Below are 23293 nucleotides of genomic sequence, written 5' to 3'. Positions count from 1 at the left end.
GCGCCGCGCCGGCGGGCCGGCGCCGCGTCCGCGGCCGGTGACCCGGCGGCGGGTGCTCCGGATCGCGGTCAACCCTGGCCGTCCCCCTCCGGCTCGATGACCGCCGTCTCCCAGGCCTCCGGGTCTTCGATCAGCGCCTGGGCCACCCGGTGGAGGACGTGGCCCAGCTCCGTCCAGCGGTCGGCGGCGTTCTTCCCCAAGGGAAAGATGGAGGCGTTGCCCTCGCGGTCCCAGCTCACCAGCACCGACGCCGTGTCGCCCCCGGGGACCGCCGGCAGGGCGTAGCCGGCGCCCCGCAAGAGCGACAGCACGATGCCGAACCAGAGGGTGGCGCTGACGGGCCGCAGGGTCCCCTGGGTGGGGGTGCGGGCGGCACCGGGGACGTACCCGTAGTGCCAGGTGGTGCTCGCCGGGTCGAACATCAGCACGTGCACGGGACGCACCTCCCGGCGCCCCACCGTCGCCGGTGGGCGCGCGTGGGCTCGGCCCCCCGTTGGGGCGCCGGTTCCAACGTGCCCACGGGCTTCCAGGGCTATGCATGGGGAGGGGAGCCATGGTCGGCGGGGCCTCCGGCGTCCCGGGGGGACTCCGGACGGTCCGGCGGCGCTTCGGGGCCCCCGGCCCCCGGGCCTTGCCCCGGGGCCGGCGCTCCGCCGGACGATTCCAGGACCCGGAGCCAGTGGTCGGCCTCTTGCACCGTCAACTCGCCGCGGGCCAGGGCCTCCAGCACCTGGCGCGGGTGGCGATAGGGTGCGGCCATGCTCCCGGCGGGTCGTCCCGTGCCGGCGTCTTCGCCCTGGGGGGCACCGGGCCCACCGTCCCCCTCCCCGCGGCTCTCCCCGGCCGGCCCCCCGCCGCCTTCGACAGCCCGCTCCGAACCTCCCGGGGTGGCCGCGGGGGACGGGTGCTGGGCAACGGAGCCCTGCCCCCAGGGCTGGGCGCCGTAACCCACCACGCGGATGGTGCCCGCTCCCGTGGTGACCTCGATGGCCCCGTCCCCGGGGCCCAGGGCGTCGACGACCCGCTGGCCCAGCCCTCCCCGCCGCCCCACGTGGATGCCGCCGGGCAGGTGGATCGTCCCGGCGCCGGTCTGCAGCTCCACGCGCCCGCCGCGCACGCCGGTCAGGTCGAGGATCACGTCGCCGAACCCGGACCGGGCCTGGACGCGGGCGGACCCCTGGTTGCGGGGCCGGAGGTCGACGGACCCGGCGCCGGTGCTCACCTCGGCCTGCACCGCGATCTCCGCGTCCAGGTGCACGTCGCCTGCGCCGGTGCGGATACGTAGCCGGTCCAGGCGTCCACCGCGGACCGTCACCTCGCCGGCCCCGGTCTGCACGTCCAACTCCCCTCGCTGAGCCATGAGCGTGACGTCCCCGGCTCCCGTGCGGATGCGCCAGCGGCCGCGACAGCCCGAAGCCCGCAGGTCGCCGGCCCGCAGGTGGAGATCGGCCTCCACGTCCAGATCCCGCAGGTCCAGATCCCCCGTGCAGCGCACCACCAGCACCTCGACGGCGGGGGGCAGGGTCAGGGTCAACGTCTCGGCGGGTCCGATCCAGCCGGCCCAGCGGCGGGGGTGGGGGGTCCGCAGGACCAGGCCGTCGCCCTCGCGCCGGGCCACGAGGGTGGCCGGCCCGTCCCAGGCCAGGGGGTGACCGGGACGGACCCGAACCGCCAGCCGCCCGCCGTGGATCTCCACCCGGCGGATGCCCTCCACCGGCCAGGAGCCGGTCGTCTGCGCCATCATCGCGGTTCCTCCCCCCCGTCCGGGCGGCCGGGGACGGGTCCCGCCCCCCGGGGCGAGGGACCGGCCTCCCCGGAAGCCACCCGGCTCAAGAGCACCAGCGCCTCGTCGACCGTCAGCTCGCCCCGGCGCACCCGCTCCAAGATGGCTTGCCGCGTTCCTCCGCGCGGGGAGGCGCCGTCGGACGAACCGGCCCCGCCCTCGCCGCCGGACGCCGCGGCGGGGCCGCCGAGGACGGCGATGACCTCGTCGAGCTTCTTGCGCACCGTCGGGTACGACACGCCCAGCAGCCGTTCCATCTCCCGCAGGTTGCCGGCCGCCCGCAGGAACAGCAGGGCGAAGCGCCGCTGCTCCGGGTCCAGCCGATCGAACGGGCTCAGGCGGTAGCGGGAGCGGATCTGGGTCTCGCAGGCCGGGCAGGCCACCTCCCGGACCTCCAGGTCGTGGCCGCAATGGGGACAGCGGGCGGGCACCTCGAAGGGGGGCGTCACCCCAGGCTCACCTCCCCGGTGGCTTGCGGCGCCGTACCCCGGCCTCCAGAACCGGTGCGGTCCAGCAGGGTGCGCATCGCGGGCGCCCGCCACCAGGCGGCGGCCAGGGCGAGCACTGTCAGGGCGGTCGTCGCCGCGAAGACGGCGGGGACGGGCACGCGATCGGCCAGGATGCCGCCGGCCATCTGCCCCACGGGCTGCAGGATCATGGCGACGGTATACAGCAGGCCGAACACCCGCCCGCGCAGCTCCGGGGCCACGGCCTCCTGCAGCATGGTCGTCGCGGCCACGTTGACCAGGGCGTTGGTCACGCCGAAGATCCAGCCGGCGACGAGGCTGACGCCCAGCCAGCGACAGGAGCCGATGACGGTACCCAGGACCGCCTGCAGGACGGCCAGCTGCACCCACGCCCGGGACCGCCGTGGCACCCGGCCGGCTCCCGCCAGCACCCCGCCGGTCACGGCGCCGACGGCGAAGGACGCCTCGAGCCAGCCCAGCGCCTCCGGCCCCCCGCGGAGCACCCTCTGCACGACCACGGGGATCAGGACGAAGGACGCGCTGAAGGCCAGGTTGAGCACCGAGACCAGGATGAAGAAGGGCCCGAGGTCGGGCCGCCCGAAGACGGCCGTCCATCCCTCCCGGAACTGGGCGGCGAAGGTGCGGCCGCCGGCGGGGCCGCCGCCGGTCGCCCCGGCCGGGCTCGCCTTGGTGGAGGGGGCCTTCCAGGCGAGGGCGCCCGCCGCCACGATGGCCCCGGCGGAGACGACGTAGGAGACGGCGTCCACCAGGGCGGCCCAGCCCGGATGCCGGCTGGCCAGGACGCCGCCCACGGCGGGGCCGGCGATCCGCCCGATGCTCTCGCCCGTGGCCACCAGGCCGTTGGCCGCCGCCAGCTGCGACGCCGGCACCAGTTCCGGCCAGATGGCGCTGCTCAGGGGCATGAACAGCGCCAACCCCGCCGCATCCAGGGCCAGCAGGGCGAGTACCGTCGGGATCGTCGCCCGGCCGGTGAAGAGCAGGACGGCCAGGGCGGCCATCACCAGCCCGCGGCCGATCTCCAGCGCCAGGAAGAACCGGCCCCGATGCCAGCGGTCGACGAGGACGCCGGCCGGCAGCCCCACCACGGCCATGACCAGGGTGACCACCGCATTGGCGCCGGCCATCCACCGGGCGGAGCCGGAGCTCTCCAGGATCCACCACTGGATGGCCATCATGCTGGCCATGCCCCCGGCCACGGACACGATCCGGGCCAGCCAGAGGACGACGAAGGGCCGATGGCGCCAGAGGGAGGGGGCGGCCGGGCCTGGGCCTGCCGGGCCTTGGGGGCGCGGAGGGCTCGGCGGGGGCGGCGGGGTCGGTGCGGGCGGTGGGGTCGGTGGGGGCGGCGTCGCCGGGACCTCCCCGCATGGCGCCCCCGCATGGGGAGGGCGCTCGTAGCGGGTCGGCGTGGCAACGGCGGGCGCGTCCGCCGGTGCGGGCGCGCCCATACGCGCGTGCGTGGGGGTGTCGGTCACAGGGCTTCCTCCTCGCGGGCATGGGCTTACGCGACAATCGTGAACTCTATATTTAATGATGTCAAGATACAAATTAGAAATCTTAATTATCGCCGTGGAATGGTGACGGGACTGGGCGATTCCGCGGGTGGTTCGGCCTCACGCGCACGACGCAGGGGGCCAGGGCAGGGGCTTTTGGCCCCGCGGCGAACCCCCAGCACGAACCGCCGACGAACCACCCATGACGGGGCGTCGCCGACGGCGGCCCCGCGGGCGGTGGCGGGGGGACGGGTTCGAGGAGGGGACGAAGGGTGCGGGTGGTGATCGCGGGCGGGACGGGCCTGATCGGGTCGGCCCTGGCCCGTCGGCTCCAGCGGGAAGGACGCGAGGTGATCGTGCTGACCCGGTCGGCGGCGGCCTCGGGGGTCGCCGGGGGTGGCGGGGCCGGGGTGGGCGACGGCCGGTTGCGGCACGTCGCCTGGACGGCGGCCCCGGTGGGCCCCGGCGAGCCCCGGCCGCCCTGGTGGGAGGCCGTCGCCGGCGCCGCGGCCGTGGTCAACCTGGCGGGTGCGTCCATCGCCGCCGGGCGGTGGACCCCGCGCCAGAAGCAGCGGATCCGCGAGAGCCGCCTGCAGGCCACCCGCGCCCTGGTGCAGGCCATCGAGGCCGCGGAGCCCCGGCCGGCGGTGCTGGTCAGCGGATCGGCGGTGGGCTACTACGGGCCCCGGGGCGACGAGGTGGTCGACGAGGCGACCCCGGCCGGGGACGACTTCTTGAGCCGCGTCTGCGTCGCCTGGGAGGCCGAGGCCCGCAAGGCCGCGGTCGCCGGCGTACGGGTGGCCCTGGTGCGCACGGGGCTGGTGCTGGCGCGGGAGGGTGGCGCCCTGCCGCGGCTGGTCCTCCCCTTCCGGCTGGGCGCCGGCGGGCCGCTGGGCAGCGGCCGGCAGTGGATGCCCTGGATCCACCTGGACGACCTGGTGGCCCTGCTGGTCTTCCTCATCGAGCGGCCGGGCCTGGAGGGCCCCTTCAACGGCACGGCCCCCAACCCCGTGAGGAACCGGGACTTCGCCCGCAGCCTCGGCCGGGTGCTGGGCCGGCCGTCCTGGTTGCCAGCGCCGGCCTTCGCCCTGCGCCTGGCACTGGGCGAGATGGCCGATGCCCTGCTCCTCAGCGGCCAGCGGGCGGTGCCGCGGCGCGCCCAGCAGGCGGGCTTCCGCTTCCGGTTCCCCGAGGTCGAACCGGCCCTGCGCGACCTTCTCGCCCGCTAGGCGCACCCGGGTCGCCCGCTAGGCGCCCCGGGCCGGTCCGGGATCCGCGGCGCCAAGGCCGGCGGACGGCCTCACCAGACCTCGAGCACGTAGCACTTGAGGTAGTCGCTCTCGCCGGCTCCCAGCAACACCGGGTGGTCCGGTGCGGCTCCCCGCCGCTCGAGGATCCGCACCCGGCGCCCCACGTCCCGCGCCGCATCGAGCAGCATCGCTTCGAACAGGTCGCGGGTCATGGGGTAGGAGCACGAGCAGGTCACCAGGATGCCCCCGGGCGGCAGCATCTTCATGGCCCGCAGGTTGATCTCCTTGTACCCGCGGTAGGCACCCGGCAGGGCCTGGCGGTTCTTGGCGAAGGCCGGCGGGTCGAGGACGACCACGTCGTAGCGATCGCCGTCGGCCGCCCGCGCCCGCAGGAAGTCGAAGGCGTTGGCGTGGTGGAAGGACACCGGGGCCTCGGGGTCGGCCGCGGCGAAGGGGGCGTCGCCCGGTCCGCGTCCAGCCCGGGTGGCGTCGGCCCCACCGCCCTCGCCGGACCCGGGGGACGCAGCCGCCGCCCCCCGGTCCCGCAGCATCCGGCGCACCCGTTCCACGTTGGTGCGGGCCAGGGCCAGGGCCCCCTCGTGGGCGTCCACCGCCACCACCTCCCGCGCCCCGTAGGCCAGGGCATGGCACGCGAAGGCGCCCGTGTGACAGAAGACGTCCAGCACCCGGGCGCCCGCCGCGTACCGCCGCAGGGCGGCCCGGTTGTCCCGCTGGTCGAGGAAGTGCCCGGTCTTGTGGCCCTCGGCCACGTCGACCACCAGGGGCAGGCCGTTCTCGCGGATCGTCACCCGCGGGTCGAAGCGACCGTGGAGGAAGCCGGTCTTCTGGGGCAGGCCCTCCAGCTCCCGCACCGGCACGTCGTTGCGCTCGTAGATCCCGCGGGGGGCCTCCAGCTCGGCCAGGAGGTCGACGAGCACCGGCTGCCACCGATCGATCCCCAGCGCCAGCGTCTGCACCACCAGCACGTCGGCGAACCGGTCGACGATCAGCCCGGGCAGGAGATCCGCCTCGGCGAAGACCAGCCGGAAGCTGTCGGTGTCGGGGTGCGCGGCCTCGAGGCGACGGCGCAGGGCGAGGGCCCGCTCCAGCCGTCCCCGGAAGAAGGCCCGGTCGATGGGTTCGTCGGGGTCCGTCGTCAGCAAGCGCACGAAGATCATCGAGCGCGGGTTGATGTAACCCTTGCCGACGAACCGGCCCCTGGCGTCGACCACCCGGACCACGTCGCCGGGGTCGTACGCGTCGTCGCTGACCGTGTAGACGTCGGTGCGGTAGACCCAGAGGCGGCCTCGCCGCAGGGGCGCCTCGCGCCCCGGCTTGAGCCGCACCTCGGTGCGACGTTCCCGCGGGAGATCCGGTGCCGCGGGTGGGGTGGTACGGGTCGACGACGACAAGGGCAACCCCTCCGTGGGGCGCGACCGGTGGCGCGCCGGCTGCCGCCACCGGTCTCACCGCCTCATGGGTTCGTCGGATGGGGCCCGACGTCGGGGGACGCGGGCGGGACGGCGGCGCGGGTCGGGCCGCGGGGGCCGGGTCCCCTCGGCTCGCCGCCGGGACCGCCGCCGGCCCTGCGCGCGGGCGGCTGGGCGTGCCGGGTGGCCGGTTCGTCCCCAGGCCGCCGCTGCAGGGCGTAGCTGCCCTGGGCCGTGGCCACCATGCGCCCGCGCTCGTCCCAGAGTCAGCCTGGGCGAAGGCGATGCGGCCACCGAGGCGCAGCACCCGCCCCTCGGCGCGGACGCTGCCGGTGGCCGGTTCGAGGAAGCGGATCGAGAGCTCGATGGTGCCGCCGATGCGGTCACCGCGCGGCAACGCCGACAGGATGGCGTTGCTCATGGCGCCGTCCACCAGCGTGGCCAGGGCGCCCCCGTGGACGTTGCCGAACCGGTTGCCCACCTCGGGCCGGGCGGGCAGCACGAGCACGGCGCGACCCTCCGCGGCGGCCACCACCCGGATGCCCACGTGCCGGCGGAAGGGGATGGCGTCGTCGGGGTGTTCGGCGGCCGGCGCCGTCGGCCCGGCGGCGGCCGGCACCGTCGGCCCGGCGGCGACCGGCGCCGTCGGCCCGGCCACGTCCTCCCGTGGGGACGCCGGGGCGGCCCGCCGCGCCGGTGCCCCTGCCGACCCGGGCGTCCCCTCGGCGGCGATGGAGGGGGGCGCCCCATTCCCGCCCCCGGCGCCCGGGGCCGCGTCCCGACGGTCCCGCCAGGCCCTCATGGGGCGGACGCCGCCTCCCCGGCCCCCCGCCAGCGGGCGGTGTGCCGGTCGATGGCCGCCGCCAGCTCGAAGTCCCGGTCCGTCAGCCCGCCGGCGCTGTGGGTGGTCAGGGTCAGGGTGACCTGACGATAGCGGATGTCCACGTCGGGGTGGTGGTTCATCCCCTCCGCCAGGGCGGCCACCGCGTTGACGAAGAAGACGGCATCGCGGAAGGTCGCCAGCCGGTAGGTGCGCCGGATCGCGTCGCCGGTGCGCTCCCATCCCGGCAGCGCCGCCAGCCGCTGTCGGATCGCCGCTTCGTCCAGCCGCTGGACCATCCTCCTGCCTCCTCGCCGGGTCCCGTCTCCTTCTCCCCCGAGGGGACCGTCCCCTCATCCGCCGTGGCGGCGACGGGTGGGCCGGCGCCGGCCGGCCCGCCCTCCCTCCAGACCGCGGCCCCGCTCCCCCAGGCCTACAGGGGTGCGACCCGCCTCCGTTCCACCGCGAACGGGCGGACTCCACCGCGGAGCGGACGGGCTCCACCGCGGAGCGGGCGGGCTCCACCGCGGATCGTGTGGGCCCCACAGCGGATTGGGCGGGCGGTCACCCCCATGTCCAGCCGACGCGGGGAGACCGCCTCGCTTCTCCCGGGGGAGGGCGGCCCCGCCACGTCCGACCGCCGGGGGTGCGATGGGCCTGGAGCCCTCGCGGACCGCCCCTCGCGCTCCCCCTCATGGTACACCAAGGTGGCCCCCGGTGGCGGCCCCACACCGCCCTCCACCAAGGGACCCGGCTGGCGGCCCGCCGGAGCCTGGCGACGGGGGGCGCCCGCCGGCAGGGGCCGCCGTGGGGGAGGGGGTGACGGGGCGGGAGCAGGGGGCAGGGGCCTCCGTGCCCCGGGGTCGCGCGCCGTCCAGCCGACGGGAGGTTAGCTCCCCATGGCGGCGGCGCGCGCCCTCGCGTGGTCGGGACCGTCGTCGGCGACCAGGGCGGCCAGCTCCGCCGAGCGGGCGGCGGCGCGGTTCACCGCGCGGCGGACCGCCGCGGGCATGGCCATCTCCTCCAGGACGGCGATGGCCGCCGCGGTGGTCCCGTTGGGCGAGGTCACCTGGCGGCGCAGCTCGGCGGGCGAGAGGCCGGTGTGCCGCAACATGCTCCCGGCCCCGACCACCGTCCCCACCGCCAGGTCCCGGGCGACCCCGTCGGGCAGGCCCAGGTCGCGGGCGGCCTCCAGCATGGCCTCGACCAGCAGGTACACATAGGCCGGTCCGCTGCCGCTGAGAGCGGTCACGGCGTCGAAGGCCTCCTCCCCGACCTCCACCGTGGTGCCCACCTGGTCGAACAGCCACCGCACCCGGTCGAAGGCGGCGGGGCTGCAGGTGGGGGCGGCGCAAAGGGCGGTGACCGCCTGCCGCAACCGGCTGGCGGTGTTGGGCATGGCCCGCACCAGGTGGGGCTGGCCGGGCAGGCGCCGCGCCATGGCCTCCAGCCGGATGCCCGCGGCCACCGAGACCACGGCGACCTCGGCCCCCAGATGGGGTGCCACCTGCTCCAGCGCTGTGGCCATGTCGACCGGCTTGACGGCCATCACCACGACCTGCGCCCCCTGGAGGACCGCCGCCTTGTCCCGGGCCGTCCGCACGCCGTAGCGGTCGGCCAGCTCGGCCAGGCGCTGGTCGTTGCGCCGGTTGGTCACCGCGATGGCCTGGGGCGCCAGCCCCGCCTCGATCCACCCGGCGATCAGGCACTCGGCCATCTTGCCCGCTCCGATCAGCGCCACGGTCGTATCGGACTGGGCCACCGATCGCCACCTCCTCGCAGCGAAACCCGTCCCTGGGGCCGATCCGGCGCAGGGAAGGAAAAACCCCCGCCGGGCAAGGGCGGGGGTACCGCGGTACCACCTTGCTTCACCGGATCGCAGCGGGCAGCGGGCCAGGGCGTGCGGGCCGCCCCGCCGCGACCGGTCTCGAGGGACGCGCCCCTGGGCGCGTCCCCTTGCCCGCGTAACGGGCGGGCGCCGGTGCGGTTCGGGCCGTGCGCACCGGGGTCGGCGGGCGTCGGGTTAGACGCCCCACCGCCGAACTCGCTGCGGCCGTTGCCGCACGGCTCGGGGGTGGGTCGGGGCGGGGACCGGGCCGGCCCTCCCAGCCGCCGGGGCCGGCTCTCTGCACCGGACCGGGGCCGCCCCTGGGCCCCCTCATCGCCGTCGTCGATGGGCTGTTTTCGCTTATTTATACACGGCGGCCGCCTCCCATACAAGACCGGATCCGTGGCCGCGACCCCCGCGCAACCGGATCCGTGGCCACGACCCCGGCCGGAGACGGCGGGATCCGAGACCCCGCGCGGCACGACCGGGACCGCCCGCGCGGCGCGACCCGGACCGCCGTCGTGGCACGGCCGGGACCGCCCGGGTGCACGACGGGGGGATCCGCGAGGGGGACCGCCCGGGCGCACGACGGGGGATCCGCGACCGCGACCGCCCCGGCGCACGACGGGGACGCCCCGCGGACGGCAGGGTTCGCCGATTCGCTGGCGAAACGCTAGAGTCGTCGCCGAATCCCGGCGATGGCGGGCCGCGGCGTGACCCCCGGCCCGCGGATTCCGCGACGTCCCAGCTCTCTGGGGGTGGTCTTTTTGTCGTTTCGACGCGTGCGGCGGTTCGCGGCGGCGCTGGTGGCCACCGTGGCGGTGGTGGCCACGGCGTGTTCCAGCGGCGGCTCGCAACCGGCCGGTTCCTCCGGAGCGGGTGGAGCCGGGGGCGGTGGCGAGGGCTCGCAGGCCGGCCAGAGCCGGCTGCAGGTGGTCTTGCAGCGGGGCAAGCTGATCTGCGGCGTCAACGGGCAGCTGCCCGGTTTCAGCTACCTCGACCCGAGCGGGAAGATGACCGGCTTCGACGCCGACTTCTGCCGGGCCATCGCGGCCGCGCTGTTCGACGACCCCGAGGCCGTCGAGTTCCGGCCCCTGAGCGCCCAGGAGCGGTTCACCGCCGTCCAGTCCGGCGAGGTGGACGTCCTGATGCGGAACACCACCTGGACCCTGGGGCGCGACACCGTCAACGGCATGGAGTTCGCCCCGACCACCTTCTACGACGGGGGCGGCATCATGGTCCGCAAGGACCGCAACGTCAAGGACCTCAAGGACCTGGACGGCGCCACCATCTGCGTCCTGAGCGGGACCACCAACGAGATGGTGCTGACCGATCGGATGCGGGCGCTGGGCGCCAGCTTCACGCCGAAGACCTTCGAGGACGTCGACCAGCTCTACGCGACCTACGAATCCGGCGGCTGCGACGCCGTCACCAGCGACAAGTCGCAGCTGGCCGGCCGGCGGGCGACCCTGTCGAACCCCGACGAGCACGTGATCCTCGACGAGACGCTGTCCAAGGAACCCCTGGGGCCGGCCGTCAAGAACAACGACTCGGCGTGGTTCGACGTGGTCAAGTGGGTGGTCTTCGCCACGATCCAGGCGGAGGAGTTCGGCATCACCTCCCAGAACGTCGACGAGTTCAAGAACAGCGACAACCCCGACATCCGCCGCTTCCTCGGGGTGGAGGGCGAGCTCGGCAAGGGGCTCGGCCTCAGCAACGACTTCGCCTACCGCGTGATCAAGCACGTGGGCAACTACGGGGAGATCTACGACCGCAACCTGGGTCCGAACACGCCGTTCAAGCTGGAGCGCGGGCTCAACGAACTCTGGACCAACGGCGGCCTGCTGTACGCGCCGCCCTTCCGGTGATCCCGGCCGCCGGCGCCTGACGAGGGCACGGACGCGGCGCCGCGCGGTCCCCGAGGGTCGCGCCATCCCCGAGGGTCCCGGAGGGCCGGATGTCCTGGGCGGCGGGGGAACCGGGCGGTTCCCCCGCCGCATCCGAAGGAGGGGGGTCCATGGCGACGAGGCCCACCCGACCGGTGCGGGCCGGGGTGGGCGACATCCGCCGGCGACGGCTGCTGATCCAGGCTGCGGTGGTGGCGGCCGTCGTCGTGGTGGGGGCCTACCTGGCCGGCAACGTCCAGCGGAATCTCCAGCAGCTGGGCATCACCCCGGGATTCGACTTCCTCCGGCATCCCGCCTCCTTCGCCATCGGCGAGACGTCCATCCCGTACCAGGCCTCGGACCCGTACGGGCGGGCCTTCCTGGCCGGCCTGGTCAACACCCTGCGCGTCTCGGTGCTGGGGGTGGTGCTGGCCACCGTCCTGGGGGTGACGGCCGGCCTGGCCCGCCTGTCCGCCAATGGGCTGGTGCGCCTGATGGCAGGCCTTTACGTGGAGGTCGTCCGCAACACCCCGCTGTTGCTCCAGCTCTTCTTCTGGTACGGGGCCATCGTCTACACCCTGCCGCCGGCGGCGCAGGCCGTGGCCCTGCCGGGCCCGGTGTTCCTGATGAACCGCGGGGTGGTGGTGCCCGCACCGCGACCCGGGCCCGGCTTCGGCGCCGCCCTGGCCCTGGTGGCGGCCGGCCTCATCGCAGCGGCGGTGGCGTACCGCACCCTGCTGCGGCGGCGGGTGGAGGAGGGCCGGGAGACCCGGCCGGGCCTGGTGGCGGTGGCGCTGGTGGCGGCCTCGCTGCTGGCCGCCGTCGTCCTGGCCCCCGGCCAGCCCGTGGTCCTGGACCGGCCGCAGCTGGCGCGGTTCAACTTCCAGGGCGGCCTGGTGCTCTCGGCGGAGTTCTGCGCCTTGCTGCTGGCCCTGGTCATCTACACCGGGGCCTTCATCGCCGAGGTGGTGCGGGGCGGCGTCCTGGCGGTGCCGCGGGGACAGTGGGAGGCGGCCCGGGCCCTGGGCCTGCCGCCCCTGCTGGTGCAGCGGCTGGTGGTCTTCCCCCAGGCGCTGCGCATCATCATTCCGCCCCTGACGAGCCAGTACCTCAACCTGATCAAGAACTCGAGCCTGGCCATGGCCGTCGCCTTCCCCGACCTGCTCAACGTCAGCAGCACCATCGTCAACCAGACCGGCCGCACCCTGGAGGTCCTGCTGATGGTGGGGGCCACGTACCTGGCCTTCAGCCTGCTGACGTCGCTGCTGATGAACCTGTACAACCGCTCGCTGCGGCGGGGGGTGGCGTGAATGGACGAACCGGCGCTGCGCGCGGCCTCCGTGGAGGCCATGCCGGCCGCCGGCGAGGCCGCGCCCCTGGCGTCCCCGCCGTCCCAGGCGCCGTGGCCGCGGCGGCTGGCCGCGTGGATCCGCGCCAACCTGCTGGCCACCTGGTACCACGGCGTGTTGACGGCGGCGTCCCTGGCGATCCTCATCGCCGCCGCGCGGGCCGTGGTGGCGTGGGCCGTCGGCCGCGCCCAGTGGGCCGTGGTCCGGGACAACCTGCTGCTGCTCCTGGTGGGCGCCTATCCCCGCGAACAGCTGTGGCGGGTGGGGGTGGCCCTCGGGGTGTTGGCGCTGCTGGTCGTGCTCAGCGGCCTCGCCTGGGTGGGCCCGACGCGCTGGCGGCGCTGGCAGATGGGGGTGGTGGGGGCGTGGGTGGTCCTGGTGCCGGCCGCCGTGGCCCTGGTCCTGTCCGTGCCGCGCACGGGTGGCGCGGGCACGGGCTACGGCCTGGTGCTCACCCTGGTGCTGGCCGTCGCCGGCATCACGCTGTCCTTCCCCCTGGGCGTGGCGCTGGCCCTGGGTCGGGTGAGCTCGCTGCCGGTGATCCGCGTCCTCGCCATCGCCTACATCGAGCTGGTGCGCGGCACGCCGCTGATGGTCGTCCTGTTCTTCTCCATGACCGCCCTGCCCCTCTTCCTGCCGCCCTCGGTGCGGCCGGACCTGGTCACGCGGGCGGCGGCGGGGCTCGTGCTCTTCACCGCCGCCTACGTGGCCGAGGCCGTGCGGGGGGGCCTGCAAGGGGTGCCGCGGGGCCAGATCGAGGCCGCCCAGGCGCTGGGATTGACCGGCTCGCAGGCGATGTTCCTCGTCGTCCTGCCCCAGGCGCTGCGGGCGGTGATCCCCGCCCTGGTCGGCCAGTTCATCAGCCTCTTCAAGGACACGTCGCTGGTGGCGGTCTGGGGCCTCTTGGAGTTCGTCGGGGTGGCCCAGAGCGTGCTCTCGAACCCGGCCTACCTGGGCCGCCACGTGGAGGTGTACGCCTTCGTGGCGGCGGTGTACTGGGTCTTCTGCTACGGCATGTCCCTGGCCAGCCGGCGCCTGGAGCGACGGCTGGGCCTGGGCGAGCGGTGACGGAGGGCCGCCGGACCGCCGGACGGACCCGGTGCGGACGAACCGGCCCCAGCGGGATGCCGTGTTCGTCCACCCGGTCGGGGTCCCGCCGCCCCCCAAGGGCTGGGGGGCCGCGGCGACGGAGCACCGCGGGGCTCGGACGGGTCGACGGTGGATCCGGTGGCCGGGGCGGCGGTGGGGGCGGGGCGGAGGGCGGGCACGGCGGGCATCGGGGAACGGAGGTGCGACCGTTGGCAAGGACCGGGATGACAGGGGCGGGGTCGGCGACCCCCGGATCCGACGGGCCGCGCGGGCGCGAGCCGACGGGTCCCGGCCCGGGGACCGGGGCCGCCGTGGCCGCGCCGCCCATGGTCATCTGCGAGGACGTGCACAAGTGGTTCGGTTCCGTCCACGTGCTCAAGGGCATCAGCCTCCAGGTGCGCCAGGGCGAAGTGGTGGTGATCATGGGTCCCTCGGGCTCGGGCAAGTCGACCTTCATCCGCACCATCAACGCCCTCGAGCCCATCCAGCGCGGCCGCATCGTGGTCGACGGCATCGAGCTCGGCCCCGACCCGCGTCGCATCGAGGCCGTGCGGCGGGAGGTGGGGATGGTCTTCCAACAGTTCAACCTGTTCCCCCACCTGACGGCGCTGCAGAACGTCACCCTGGGGCCCGTGTGGGTCCGCCGCTGGCCGCGGCGCCGGGCGGAGGAGCTGGCCCTGGAGCTCCTGGCCCGGGTGGGCCTCGCCGAGCACGCCCACAAGTACCCCGCCCAGCTCTCGGGCGGCCAGCAGCAGCGGGTGGCCATCGCCCGCGCCCTGGCGATGCAGCCCAAGGTGATGCTCTTCGACGAGCCCACCTCGGCGCTGGACCCGGAGATGATCAAGGAGGTCCTCGACGTGATGCGCGAGCTGGCCGCCTCGGGCATGACGATGCTGGTGGTGACCCACGAGGTGGGCTTCGCCCGGGAGGTGGCGGACCGCATCGTCTTCCTGGACGAGGGCATGGTGCTCGAGGAGGCGCCGCCCGACCGCTTCTTCCGCGAGCCGGTCCACGAGCGGGCACGGCGGTTCCTCTCGCAGATCCTGCATCCCTGAGGGCGGCCGGGACCGCGCCGGCCGGACCGCCTTCCTGCCGGCGACGACGGCACGGCCGGGTGGCCGGACGGGCGGCGGACCCCGCTCGGGCGGTGTGCCCCGCCGGTGGTCTGTCGCCGGGGGCGGCGACGGACCGGGCCAGGAGGGGGCGGACCGGGCCGGGGCTGACCGCGCCGGTCGGCATCTTGGGACGGGCGGCTGGTTGCGCCCCCCACCGCGGACCAACATAATGGATGTGGCATTCGCCCGCGGCGGGCCGCCCCGGGCGGGCGCCGGGGGCGGCGAGGAGGAGCGTCGATGGCCGACTCGAAGCGCTACGTCATCGTGGGCAACGGCGTGGCGGGCACCACGGCCGCCGAGACGTTGCGGAGGCTGGATCCCCACGGCCGGGTCACCCTCCTGGCGGCGGAGCCCTACCCGCTCTACAACCGGGTCTCCCTGCCCCACTACCTCAAGGGCACCGTCTCCGAGGACAAGGTCTTCATGCGCTCCGTCGAGCAGCATGCCCAGCGGGGCATCGACCTGCGGCTCGCGACGCGGGTCGTCGCCGTCCACCCCGACGAGCGCGTGGTGGTGACGGACTCCGGCGAGGAGCTCCCGTACGACAGGCTGCTGGTGGCCACCGGCGGCCGCCCCCGGCACCTGCCGGCGCCGGGCGCCGACACCCCCGGCGTCTACTACTTCCAGACCCTCGACGACACGCGGGCCATGGTGGAGCGGCTGGCCACGGCCCGGCGGGCCGTGGTGGTCGGGGGGAGCTTCATCGCCTACGAGCTGGCGGAGGGCTTCCGGCGACGGGGCCTGGAGGTGGTGTGGCTGATCCGCGGGCCGCGGTGGCTGCGCCGCATCCTGGACGAGGACGGCGGCCGGTTGGTCGACCGGCTGGCCCGCGAGCACGGGGTGGAGATCCTCTACGGCGAGGAGGTCGCCGCGGTCCACGCCGCCCACGGCACCGTCAAGGCGGTCACCACCACCGGCGGGCAGACCATCGAGGCCGACATGGTGGGCTGCGGCCTGGGCCTGGACTACCATACGGAGCTTTTGGCGGGCACCGCCGTGGAGATCCAGGGCGGGGTGGTGACCGACGAGTACCTGCAGACCAACGTCCCCGACATCTTCGCCGCCGGCGACGTGGCCCGCTTCTTCGACGTGTTCATCGGCCGGCACAACCAGATGGGCACGTGGAACAACGCCATGATGCACGGGCGGGTGGCGGCGGCCAACATGGCGGGCGCCCGGCGCCCCTACCGCGAGGTGCCCGTCTACTCCAGCGGCCTGTTCGACTCGAAGATCACGGCCATCGGCGCGACGCCGGAGAACCACCCGGAGGTGGAGGCCGTCTCCCACGTGGACTGGGAGAGCCGCCAGTACCAGCGCCTGTTCTTCCTCGAGGGGCGCCTGGTGGGCGCCGTGCTCATCGGCGACCTGCGCGCCCGGAAGAAGATCGTGGAGATGATCACCCAGGGGGCGACGGTGGACGACCCCAACCGCTTGATCCTGTCCTTGACCTGACGCGCCTGATATCGGCCGCACCCGCCGGGCGGTGGACGAACCGGCCCGGCACGGAGGAGCCCGCGAGGCGCGGGACGAACCGGCCAGGCGATGGCGAGGCGATGGCGGGGCCCGGTGCGAACCGGGCCCCGCGTCTTCGTGCAAGGCGGGTGCCCCCGATCCTGCACCGCGTGCCGCCCCCTGCAAGTCCCATGCCCGCCGCCTTGCGACCGGGACCGGGCGGGAGGGGCTGCCGGGCGCGGGTGCCTCCCGCCCGGCCGGTTCGTCCTGGGGGAGGGGGTGGCGCCAGCGGACGGTTTGGGGTGGTGAACGGCATCGAAACGTCGGCGAACTGCCTGCCGGCGGCAGGAGCCGATGGCGTCATCGCCAACTGCTGTATACTGACGGTAGGGAAAAGGGGTGAGGGCCGTGGCCAAGGAGCTGCAGCGTCCTGCAACGGGCGCTCCCAAGACCTTGATGGGCGAGTTCAACTGGAAGGTGGGCGGCCAGCAGGGCGAGGGCATCGACAGCACGGGCGAGATCGTGTCCCAGACGCTGAATCGGCTGGGGTACTACGTCTACCAGTACCGGCACTTCATGTCGCTGATCAAGGGCGGCCACACCAACTACAAGGTGCGGGCCGCCGACCACCTGATCCGCCATCACGGCGACGAGCTGCACATCCTCATCGCCTTCGACCAGAAGACCATCGACCACAACCTGCACGAGCTGGTGCGGGACGGCGTCATCGTCTACGACGACGCCTTCAAGGCCCGGGTCCCCGCCGAGCGGCAGGTGCGGGTCTACGGCGTGCCGCTGACGAGGATCGCCCGCGAGCTCGGCAACCCGATCATGAAGAACATGGTCGCCGTGGGCGTGACGGCGGCGCTGGTGGGCCTGCCGGTGGAGGAGTTCCGGCCGACCATCGAGGCCCGCTTCGGGGCCAAGGGCGACCAGGTGGTGGAGCTCAACATGGAGGCGCTGCGCCGCGGCTTCGAGTACGGCGCCCGGGAGATCGGCCAGGTGGCCACCCTGCCCCGGCGGCCCGAGGTGCGGCGGCGCCTGTTCATCTCCGGCAACGAGGCCTTGGCCTTCGGCGCCCTGGCGGCCGGCTGCCGGTTCCTGGCGGCCTACCCGATCACGCCGGCCACGGAGATCATGTACTGGTTCCTCAAGAACTTCCCCAAGTACGGCGGCGTGGTGGTCCAGGCCGAGGACGAGATCGCCGCGGTGAACATGGCCATCGGCGCCAACTACGCCGGCGTGCGGGCCATGACCTCGACCTCGGGCCCGGGCATCTCCCTGATGCAGGAGGCCGTGGGCCTGGCGGGCATGTCCGAGACGCCGCTGGTGGTGGTGGACGTGATGCGGGGCGGCCCGTCCACCGGCCTGCCGACGAAGACAGAACAGAGCGACCTCAACGAGCTCATCTTCGGCACCCATGGCGAGATCCCGCGCATCGTCCTCACCCCGGCGACGGTGGAGGATTGCTTCTACATGGCGGTGGAGGCCTTCAACCTGGCGGAGCGCTACCAGTGCCCCGTGTACCTGGTGAGCGACCTCTCCCTCGGCATGTCGCGCCAGTCCATCGACGGGCTGGACTACAGCCGGGTGCGCATCGACCGCGGCGCGCTCATCAGCCAGGAGGAGCTCGACGCCATGGAGCGGGGCGCCTACAAGCGGTACCTGGTGACCGAGTCGGGCATCTCGCCCCGCAGCCTGCCCGGCATGCGCAACGGCCGCTTCGTCGCCCTGGGCAACGAGCACGACGAGGCGGGCACCGAGGAGATCGAGGACACCTCCACCCGCGAGATCCAGATGAAGAAGCGCATGCGCAAGCTGGACGGCCTGGATCTCAGCGACTACGTGGACTACTACGGGGACGAACCGGCCGACCGGGTCGACCTCCTGGTGGTGGGCTGGGGCTCCACCATCGGCCGCATCCAGGAGGCCGTCGCGCGCCTGGAGGCCGACGGCTACAAGGTCGGCCACCTGCACCTGCGGGCGCTCTATCCGTTCCCCAAGGAGAAGGTCCGGCGCTACCTGGCGCCCGCGCCCAGGGTGCTGGTGGTGGAGAACAACTACACCGGCCAGCTGGCGGGCTATCTGCAGCGGGAAGTGGGCTTCCACGAGAAGCTCCACGGCTGCCGCAAGTTCAACGGCGACCCGTTCCTGGCCAGCGAGATCTACTCCCGGGCACGCGAGGTGTTGCTCCATGGCTAAGGTGGCGGACTTCAAGGCGGCTCGGCCCACGTGGTGCCCGGGCTGCGGCGACTTCGGCGTCCTCAACGCCCTGACGCGGGCGGTCGCCGACCTGGGGCTCGAGCCGGAGGAGGTCGTGGTGGTCTCGGGCATCGGCTGCTCGGGCAAGATCTCCCAGTACTTCGGCAGCTACGGCTTCCACGGGATCCACGGGCGGGCGCTGCCCATCGCCCAAGGCGTCAAGCTAGCCAATCGCGAGCTGACGGTGATCGCCGCGGGCGGCGACGGCGACGGCTACGGCATCGGCCTCAGCCACGTGATCCACGCCATCCGACGCAACGTGGACCTGACCTACATCGTCATGGACAACCACATCTACGGGCTGACCACGGGCCAGCTGGCGCCGACCAGCGACAAGGGCATGAAGACCAAGACGTCGCCCTACGGCTCGGTGGAGGAGCCCGTGCGGCCGCTGGAGCTGGCCCTGGGCCAGGGTTGCGGCTTCGTCGCCCAGGCCTTCTCCGGCGAGATCCACCACATGGCCGAGGTCTTCAAGAAGGCCATCCAGCACAAGGGCTTCTCCCTGGTCAACGTGTTCAGCCCGTGCGTGACCTTCAACAAGCTGAACACCTACGACTACTTCAAGGAGCGCCTCGTCAACCTGGACGAGGACCCGGACTACGACCGGCACGACCGGCAGGCGGCGCTGCGCAAGGTGATGGAGACCGGCGGCATGGTGATCGGCGTGATCTACGAGGCCGACAAGCCCACCTACGAGGAGCAACTGCCCGGCTTCCCCGAGGAGGGCCTGGCGCGTCGGCCGCTGGAGCTGCAGCCGGACGACTACGAGGCGCTGGAGGCCCAGTTCGTCTGAGGCCCCGGGTTTCGTGGCCGCCGGCGAGCGGCGGGCCGGAGCTGTGCTATGCTGGAAGGGAAGGCGGGGCGGGGCCGGCAACCGGCCCCGCCCCGCCGCCCGGGAGGTGACACCGTGATCACGCTGACGCCGGAAGCGGCCAGCAAGGTCAAGGAGCTCCTGGCCGAGCGCCAGCGGGACGACCTGGCCCTGCGGGTGTTCGTCCAGCCCGGCGGGTGCAGCGGCTTCAGCTACGGCCTGGCCTTCGACTCGCAGCGCAACGACGACGACCAGGTGATCGAGCAGGACGGCATCCGCGTGGTGGTCGACGCGATGAGCGCCCGCTTCCTCAAGGGCGCCCGCATCGACTACGTGGAGTCCCTGTCGGGCTCGGGGTTCACGATCCACAACCCCAACGCCGTCCAGACCTGTGGGTGCGGCCAGTCCTTCCGCACCCGGGACGAGGCCGGCCAGCCCCGCTCCTGCGACGAGACGGGCGCCGCGGTCTGACGCGGCGCCCGCCTCGTCCTGGCGGGAGGGCGGCCGGCGGCGGCCTGCCGCGGCGGAGCGCGGCGCCCGGGCGCGGGGGTGGTGTCGGCGTCACAGCCCCTCCGTGGGGCCGCCCAGCGGCGACCAGCGGCGTCCCGCCGGCCTGGGCCGCGAGCGTCGGCGTCACAGCCCCTCCGTGGGGCCGCCCAGCGGGGCTCGCCGTCGGCTGCACGCCCGTCGGGGCGGCTCGCCCGTCGCCGTTACGCCGGCCGCCCCGCCGCGCCCGGGGTCGGGCCGCTCGCCCGCCCCGGCGAACCGGCGGCGTCGGACCCGTAGCTTTCAGCGGCCGTAGGGCGCGGGTCAGCAAGGTGCGAGGGCCCGGCGCCCGATGCCGTAGGCGACGCGACGTGCAGACCGGCGGGCGGCGCACCTTCTAGAGCGTTGGGCGGTGCGCCGCCCCGATCGGCGGGCTGCGGCGCGTCCGAACCCTCGCGACCGACGGCCGGTGCGGGATCCGGACCGGCGGGCGGTGCGTCGTCGAGATTGGTGGACTGGGTGGCATCCGGGCCCGCCGATGGCGCGCCGTCGGGACCGACGGGCGATGCGGCGTGCGGATCCAGGGCCGGTGCGGCGTCGGGAGCGGCAGGCGGCGCCGCGGCCGCATGCAACCCCAGCAGGTAGCAGCACAGGCCGTCGGCCAGGGCCTGGCACGACGCCTCGACGATGTTGGTCGAGACGCCGACGGTGCCCCACCGCGCCTGCCCGTCGGTGCACTCCACCAGCACCCGCACCCGGGCGCCGGTGCCGGCGTCGCCCTCGAGCACCCGCACCTTGTAGTCCACCAGCCGGACCCGCCCCAGGTTCGGGTAGGCCTCGCCCAGCGCCTTGCGCAGGGCGGCGTCCAGGGCGTTGACCGGGCCGTTGCCCTCCGCCGCGGTGTGGATGACCCGGCCCCCGACCCGGACCTTGACGGTCGCCTCCGCCCGCGAGCCGACGCCGGATTCGTGGGCGGCGGTCACGCGGTAGGCTTCGACGACGAAGGGGATCCCGGCCGCGACACCTGCCGTCGCCGCCTGCCGGCGGTCCCGGGTGTCGCGCCCGGGGGGCGCGGCGGGGTCCGCACCCGACCCCTTCCCCGGTGCGCCGGGGCGGTCGGGCGGTGCTCCCCCGTCGGCATCCGGCCCGGAGCCGGGAGGGACGATCCCTTCGGCGGCGCCGGGGCGTCCGACGGCCTGCCGCGCCTCCGGCACCCCCTGGCGCGCCTCCCAGGCCAGCAGGGCCAGGGTGCCCTCCGCCCCTTCGAACTGGTACCCCTGGTTCTCGAGCTCCTTGATCCGTTCCAGCAGACGGGCGAGAGCCGGTTCGTCCAGGTCGGAGCCCAGCACGTAGCGGAGGTTGGCGCGGCCGCTCAGCTCGGAGACCAGGACCCGGCGCCCGTTGCCCACCCGCGCGGGCTCCACGTGCTCGTAGAGGGCCGGTTCCTTGAGGAGGGCGGAGACGTGGATGCCCGCCTTGTGGGTGAAGGCGTTGGCGCCCACGTAGGGTGCCTCCTCGCGATGGGGCAGGTTGGCCACCTCGCTGACGAACCGGCTCAGGGCCGTGAGGCCGGCCAGGGCGCCGGGCGGCAGGCAGCGGCGGCCCATCTTGAGCTCCAGGTTGGCGGCGACGGTGAGCAGGTTGGCGTTGCCGCAGCGCTCGCCGTAGCCGTTGACGGTGCCCTGGACCATCCGGCACCCCGCCGCCACGGCGGCCAGGGAGTTGGCTACGGCGAGGCCGGCGTCGTCGTGGCAGTGGATGCCCAGGGGCGCGCGCACACCGGCGGCCGCGGCCCGCACCGCCCGGGCGATGGCCTCGGGCAGGCTGCCGCCGTTGGTGTCGCACAGCACCAGCCAGTCGGCGCCGGCGGCGTCGGCCGCCGCGAGGACCGCCAGCGCGTAGTCCGGGTTGGCGGCGAAGCCGTCGAAGAAGTGCTCGGCGTCGAAGATCACCTCGCGGCCGTGCTCCTTGAGGAACGCCACCGTCTCCCGGACCATGGCCAGGTTCTCCGCGAGGGTGGTGCCCAGGGCGACGGTGACGTGCCGGTCCCAGGCCTTGCCGACCACGCAGACCGCCGGCGTGGCCGCGTCCAGGGCGGCGGTCAGGGCCGGGTCGTCCTGGACGCGCCGGCCGGGGCGACGGGTGCTGGTGAAGGCGACGAGCCGGGCCCGTTCCAGGGGCTGGTCCTGCAGGGCCCGGAAGAAGGCGGCATCCTTGGGGTTCGACCCGGGCCAGCCGCCCTCCACGTAGGGGATGCCGAAGGCGTCCAGCCTGCGCGCCAGCCGCACCTTGTCGGCCAGGGTCAGGTGGATCCCCGCGCGCTGGGTGCCGTCGCGCAGGGTCGTGTCATAGAGGATGACGTCGCCCATGGGGCTCACCTCCGGGGGGTCGGAAATGGAAAAGCCCCCGTCCCGAGGGACGGGGGCTTCGTCGCCTTCCGCGGTACCACCCTCATTGACCCTCGCCGCCGTGCCTGCGACCCCGGGCTGGGAAGGGTGCCGGCGCGACGGGATGGTCCCCTCGCCGGGCACGGCTCGCCGCCCGGGCCCTCGGCCGGCGGCCCTAGCCGCCGCGAAGCCGAGAAGCCGACCCCGCGAACCCGTCCGGACGAACCGGCGAGGCCGGCGGCCGGTCGGGCCGGCCCCCGGTTCCGGGGTCCGACGGTCGACGAGCGATGCCCTGTCTCGCTAACGGGAGAACCCGGCCGCGTCTACTGGGGCACGGCCCGGCCGCCGGCGACGGCCCGACCCGGGAAGCGTCGAAGCGTGCGGAGCCTCCCCGGCGGCCGGGCCGGGTCGCGGGGCCTACGTGCCCGTTCGGGCGGCGGCGGGCCGGGGGGACGCCGGCCATGCGGCCATCCCTGCCCGACCGGGGAGGGGATCTTCCCGCGGCACCGCCGGACGGGACTCGCAGCGCCAGGTCCCGCTCTCTGGCCGGCCGGTGGCCGGGTACTCGTCCTCCCCGACGCCGTTGGTCCAGATGGGGGCCGTGGGTGGCCCGTGTCAGGTGGCAAGGCGCCTCTCGGGCGCCGGGTCGGCGGCTTCGACTCCGCCGCGGTTTGCCGACTACTATGGGCGGTTTCGGCTCCGCTGTCAAGTCCTGCCCGATCGGGCGAGTCACCATCGTGTGGCCCGGGTCACGCTCGCCGGTTGGCCCGGGTCACGCTCGGCGGGGTGGCCCGGGCCACGGTCGGCGTCCCTCACGCCACCGGCGTCGAGCCGGGCCGGCGGATCCACCCGCGTCGGACCAGCTGGTAGTAGATCGTGCAGCCCAGGCAGAAGCCCCGGGTGGCGATGAAGGCCACCGCCGCCACGGCCAGCAGCGCGCCCCATCCCACCACGGCGCCCCACCGGGGCCACACGGGATCCAGCAGGTACAGGCCGGCGGCGCCGATGGCGAAGAAGAGGGCGGCCAGGCTCTGGTTGAACCGCTGCACGTGCGGGTCCTCCCGCTCGGCGTCCGCCAGCCGGCGGGCCACCAGGGGCCGGGCCAGGCGGAACACCAGGTGGGCGCGTGGTCCGAACAGCAGCGGCAGCAGCAGGACCGCCAGGCCGATCAGGGCGCCGGCGCGGAACTGGAAGGCGAAGCTGAGCACGGCCGTCAGGATGATGAAGGCCTGGTTCGCGCGGACCAGCGGCACCGGGATGCCGTCGCCCACGGGCGATCCCTCCTCGGGGGCGGGCCGAGGGCGGCACGGCGGCCTGGGATTCCCATCGGCCCGTTGTCCCGTTGTCCTGAAATCCCCATCGGT

At 74.6% G+C, this 23293-nt stretch carries 18 protein-coding genes and 1 pseudogene; 9 read left to right on the top strand and 10 right to left on the bottom strand.

Going from position 1 to position 23293, the window contains the following annotated elements; translation table 11 throughout:
* Positions 1-68: 68 nt before the first annotated feature.
* The 4 genes from Q5761_RS07390 to Q5761_RS07375 all read right to left on the bottom strand — a co-directional run bounded on the left by Q5761_RS07390 (position 69) and on the right by Q5761_RS07375 (position 3719).
* The gene (locus tag Q5761_RS07390) at positions 69-434 is read right to left on the bottom strand and encodes a hypothetical protein (RefSeq protein WP_318750067.1); all 366 of its coding nucleotides are present in this window, start codon (positions 432-434) and stop codon (positions 69-71) included.
* A gap of 98 nt (positions 435-532) precedes the next feature.
* Positions 533-1744, bottom strand: coding sequence for a DUF4097 family beta strand repeat-containing protein (locus tag Q5761_RS07385; protein WP_318750066.1), 1212 nt, complete (start codon positions 1742-1744; stop codon positions 533-535).
* On the bottom strand, positions 1741-2232 hold the full coding sequence (locus tag Q5761_RS07380; RefSeq protein ID WP_318750065.1) for a DUF2089 domain-containing protein: 492 nt from the start codon (positions 2230-2232) through the stop codon (positions 1741-1743). The genes Q5761_RS07385 and Q5761_RS07380 overlap by 4 nt, the downstream gene beginning before the upstream one ends.
* A complete protein-coding gene (locus Q5761_RS07375) occupies positions 2229-3719 on the bottom strand; it encodes an MFS transporter (RefSeq protein ID WP_318751628.1) in 1491 nt (496 codons plus the stop codon). Before Q5761_RS07375 ends, Q5761_RS07380 begins: the two co-directional genes overlap by 4 nt.
* A 317-nt stretch (positions 3720-4036) precedes the next feature.
* Here Q5761_RS07375 and Q5761_RS07370 point away from each other — a divergent pair, with 317 nt between their 5' ends.
* The gene (locus Q5761_RS07370; RefSeq protein ID WP_318750064.1) at positions 4037-4993 is read left to right on the top strand and encodes a TIGR01777 family oxidoreductase; all 957 of its coding nucleotides are present in this window, start codon (positions 4037-4039) and stop codon (positions 4991-4993) included.
* 71 nt (positions 4994-5064) lie between these two features.
* On the opposite strand, the gene Q5761_RS07365 is transcribed toward Q5761_RS07370, so the two are convergent.
* The 4 genes and pseudogenes from Q5761_RS07365 to proC all read right to left on the bottom strand — a co-directional run bounded on the left by Q5761_RS07365 (position 5065) and on the right by proC (position 9026).
* Positions 5065-6426, bottom strand: coding sequence for a class I SAM-dependent rRNA methyltransferase (locus Q5761_RS07365; protein WP_318750063.1), 1362 nt, complete (start codon positions 6424-6426; stop codon positions 5065-5067).
* Between the two features lie 343 nt (positions 6427-6769).
* Positions 6770-7246, bottom strand: a pseudogene (locus tag Q5761_RS07360) (PaaI family thioesterase); the annotation flags it as partial.
* Positions 7243-7563: a 4a-hydroxytetrahydrobiopterin dehydratase gene (locus Q5761_RS07355; protein WP_318750062.1), complete on the bottom strand. Its 321-nt coding sequence runs from the start codon at positions 7561-7563 to the stop codon at positions 7243-7245. The pseudogene Q5761_RS07360 and the gene Q5761_RS07355, both read right to left, overlap by 4 nt.
* 590 nt (positions 7564-8153) lie before the next feature.
* Positions 8154-9026 carry a pyrroline-5-carboxylate reductase gene (gene proC, locus Q5761_RS07350; protein WP_135225667.1) on the bottom strand — a complete coding sequence of 291 codons (873 nt, stop codon included), beginning with the start codon at positions 9024-9026 and terminating at the stop codon, positions 8154-8156.
* A gap of 824 nt (positions 9027-9850) precedes the next feature.
* On the opposite strand from proC, the gene Q5761_RS07345 reads away from it, so the two are divergent.
* The 8 genes from Q5761_RS07345 to erpA all read left to right on the top strand — a co-directional run bounded on the left by Q5761_RS07345 (position 9851) and on the right by erpA (position 19527).
* Positions 9851-10960, top strand: a complete 1110-nt coding sequence (locus Q5761_RS07345; protein WP_243123372.1) for an amino acid ABC transporter substrate-binding protein — start codon at positions 9851-9853, stop codon at positions 10958-10960.
* Between the two features lie 149 nt (positions 10961-11109).
* Positions 11110-12288, top strand: coding sequence for an amino acid ABC transporter permease (locus tag Q5761_RS07340; RefSeq protein ID WP_135225665.1), 1179 nt, complete (start codon positions 11110-11112; stop codon positions 12286-12288).
* Positions 12289-13395, top strand: coding sequence for an amino acid ABC transporter permease (locus Q5761_RS07335; protein WP_318750061.1), 1107 nt, complete (start codon positions 12289-12291; stop codon positions 13393-13395).
* Between the two features lie 347 nt (positions 13396-13742).
* Entirely contained in the window at positions 13743-14471 is a 729-nt protein-coding gene (locus tag Q5761_RS07330) for an amino acid ABC transporter ATP-binding protein (protein WP_318751627.1), read from the top strand.
* Between the two features lie 297 nt (positions 14472-14768).
* The gene (locus Q5761_RS07325) at positions 14769-15983 is read left to right on the top strand and encodes an NAD(P)/FAD-dependent oxidoreductase (protein ID WP_318750060.1); all 1215 of its coding nucleotides are present in this window, start codon (positions 14769-14771) and stop codon (positions 15981-15983) included.
* 408 nt (positions 15984-16391) lie between these two features.
* Complete coding sequence (locus Q5761_RS07320; RefSeq protein WP_318750059.1) at positions 16392-18185, top strand: 2-oxoacid:acceptor oxidoreductase subunit alpha; 1794 nt, start codon at positions 16392-16394, stop codon at positions 18183-18185.
* Positions 18178-19038: a 2-oxoacid:ferredoxin oxidoreductase subunit beta gene (locus Q5761_RS07315; RefSeq protein WP_135225662.1), complete on the top strand. Its 861-nt coding sequence runs from the start codon at positions 18178-18180 to the stop codon at positions 19036-19038. Before Q5761_RS07320 ends, Q5761_RS07315 begins: the two co-directional genes overlap by 8 nt.
* Positions 19039-19152: 114 nt before the next feature.
* Complete coding sequence (gene erpA / locus Q5761_RS07310; protein ID WP_318750058.1) at positions 19153-19527, top strand: iron-sulfur cluster insertion protein ErpA; 375 nt, start codon at positions 19153-19155, stop codon at positions 19525-19527.
* A gap of 239 nt (positions 19528-19766) precedes the next feature.
* Here erpA and cimA read toward each other — a convergent pair whose 3' ends face one another.
* Positions 19767-21911, bottom strand: coding sequence for a citramalate synthase (gene cimA, locus Q5761_RS07305; RefSeq protein ID WP_318750057.1), 2145 nt, complete (start codon positions 21909-21911; stop codon positions 19767-19769).
* Positions 21912-22741: 830 nt separating this feature from the next.
* Positions 22742-23200 carry a DUF4395 domain-containing protein gene (locus Q5761_RS07300; RefSeq protein WP_318750056.1) on the bottom strand — a complete coding sequence of 153 codons (459 nt, stop codon included), beginning with the start codon at positions 23198-23200 and terminating at the stop codon, positions 22742-22744.
* Positions 23201-23293 lie beyond the last annotated feature (93 nt).

Origin of the sequence: Thermaerobacter composti (genome assembly GCF_033582035.1) — a bacterium.
GTDB classification, from domain to species: Bacteria; Bacillota; Sulfobacillia; order Thermaerobacterales; family Thermaerobacteraceae; genus Thermaerobacter; species Thermaerobacter composti.
The sequence above is the reverse complement of the archived record's forward strand: the minus strand, read 5'-3'. Positions and strand labels throughout refer to the sequence as shown.

Excerpts from the sequence above, each read along its gene's own strand:
- Q5761_RS07385 (WP_318750066.1), bottom strand. The coding sequence starts at position 1,744 with ATGATGGCGCAGACGACCGGCTCCTGGCCGGTGGAGGGCATCCGCCGG.
- Q5761_RS07330 (WP_318751627.1), top strand. The coding sequence starts at position 13,743 with ATGGTCATCTGCGAGGACGTGCACAAGTGGTTCGGTTCCGTCCACGTG.
- Q5761_RS07355 (WP_318750062.1), bottom strand. The coding sequence starts at position 7,563 with ATGGTCCAGCGGCTGGACGAAGCGGCGATCCGACAGCGGCTGGCGGCG.
- cimA (WP_318750057.1), bottom strand. The coding sequence starts at position 21,911 with ATGGGCGACGTCATCCTCTATGACACGACCCTGCGCGACGGCACCCAG.
- Q5761_RS07340 (WP_135225665.1), top strand. The coding sequence starts at position 11,110 with ATGGCGACGAGGCCCACCCGACCGGTGCGGGCCGGGGTGGGCGACATC.
- Q5761_RS07375 (WP_318751628.1), bottom strand. The coding sequence starts at position 3,719 with ATGGGCGCGCCCGCACCGGCGGACGCGCCCGCCGTTGCCACGCCGACC.
- Q5761_RS07325 (WP_318750060.1), top strand. The coding sequence starts at position 14,769 with ATGGCCGACTCGAAGCGCTACGTCATCGTGGGCAACGGCGTGGCGGGC.
- Q5761_RS07315 (WP_135225662.1), top strand. The coding sequence starts at position 18,178 with ATGGCTAAGGTGGCGGACTTCAAGGCGGCTCGGCCCACGTGGTGCCCG.
- Q5761_RS07335 (WP_318750061.1), top strand. The coding sequence starts at position 12,289 with ATGGACGAACCGGCGCTGCGCGCGGCCTCCGTGGAGGCCATGCCGGCC.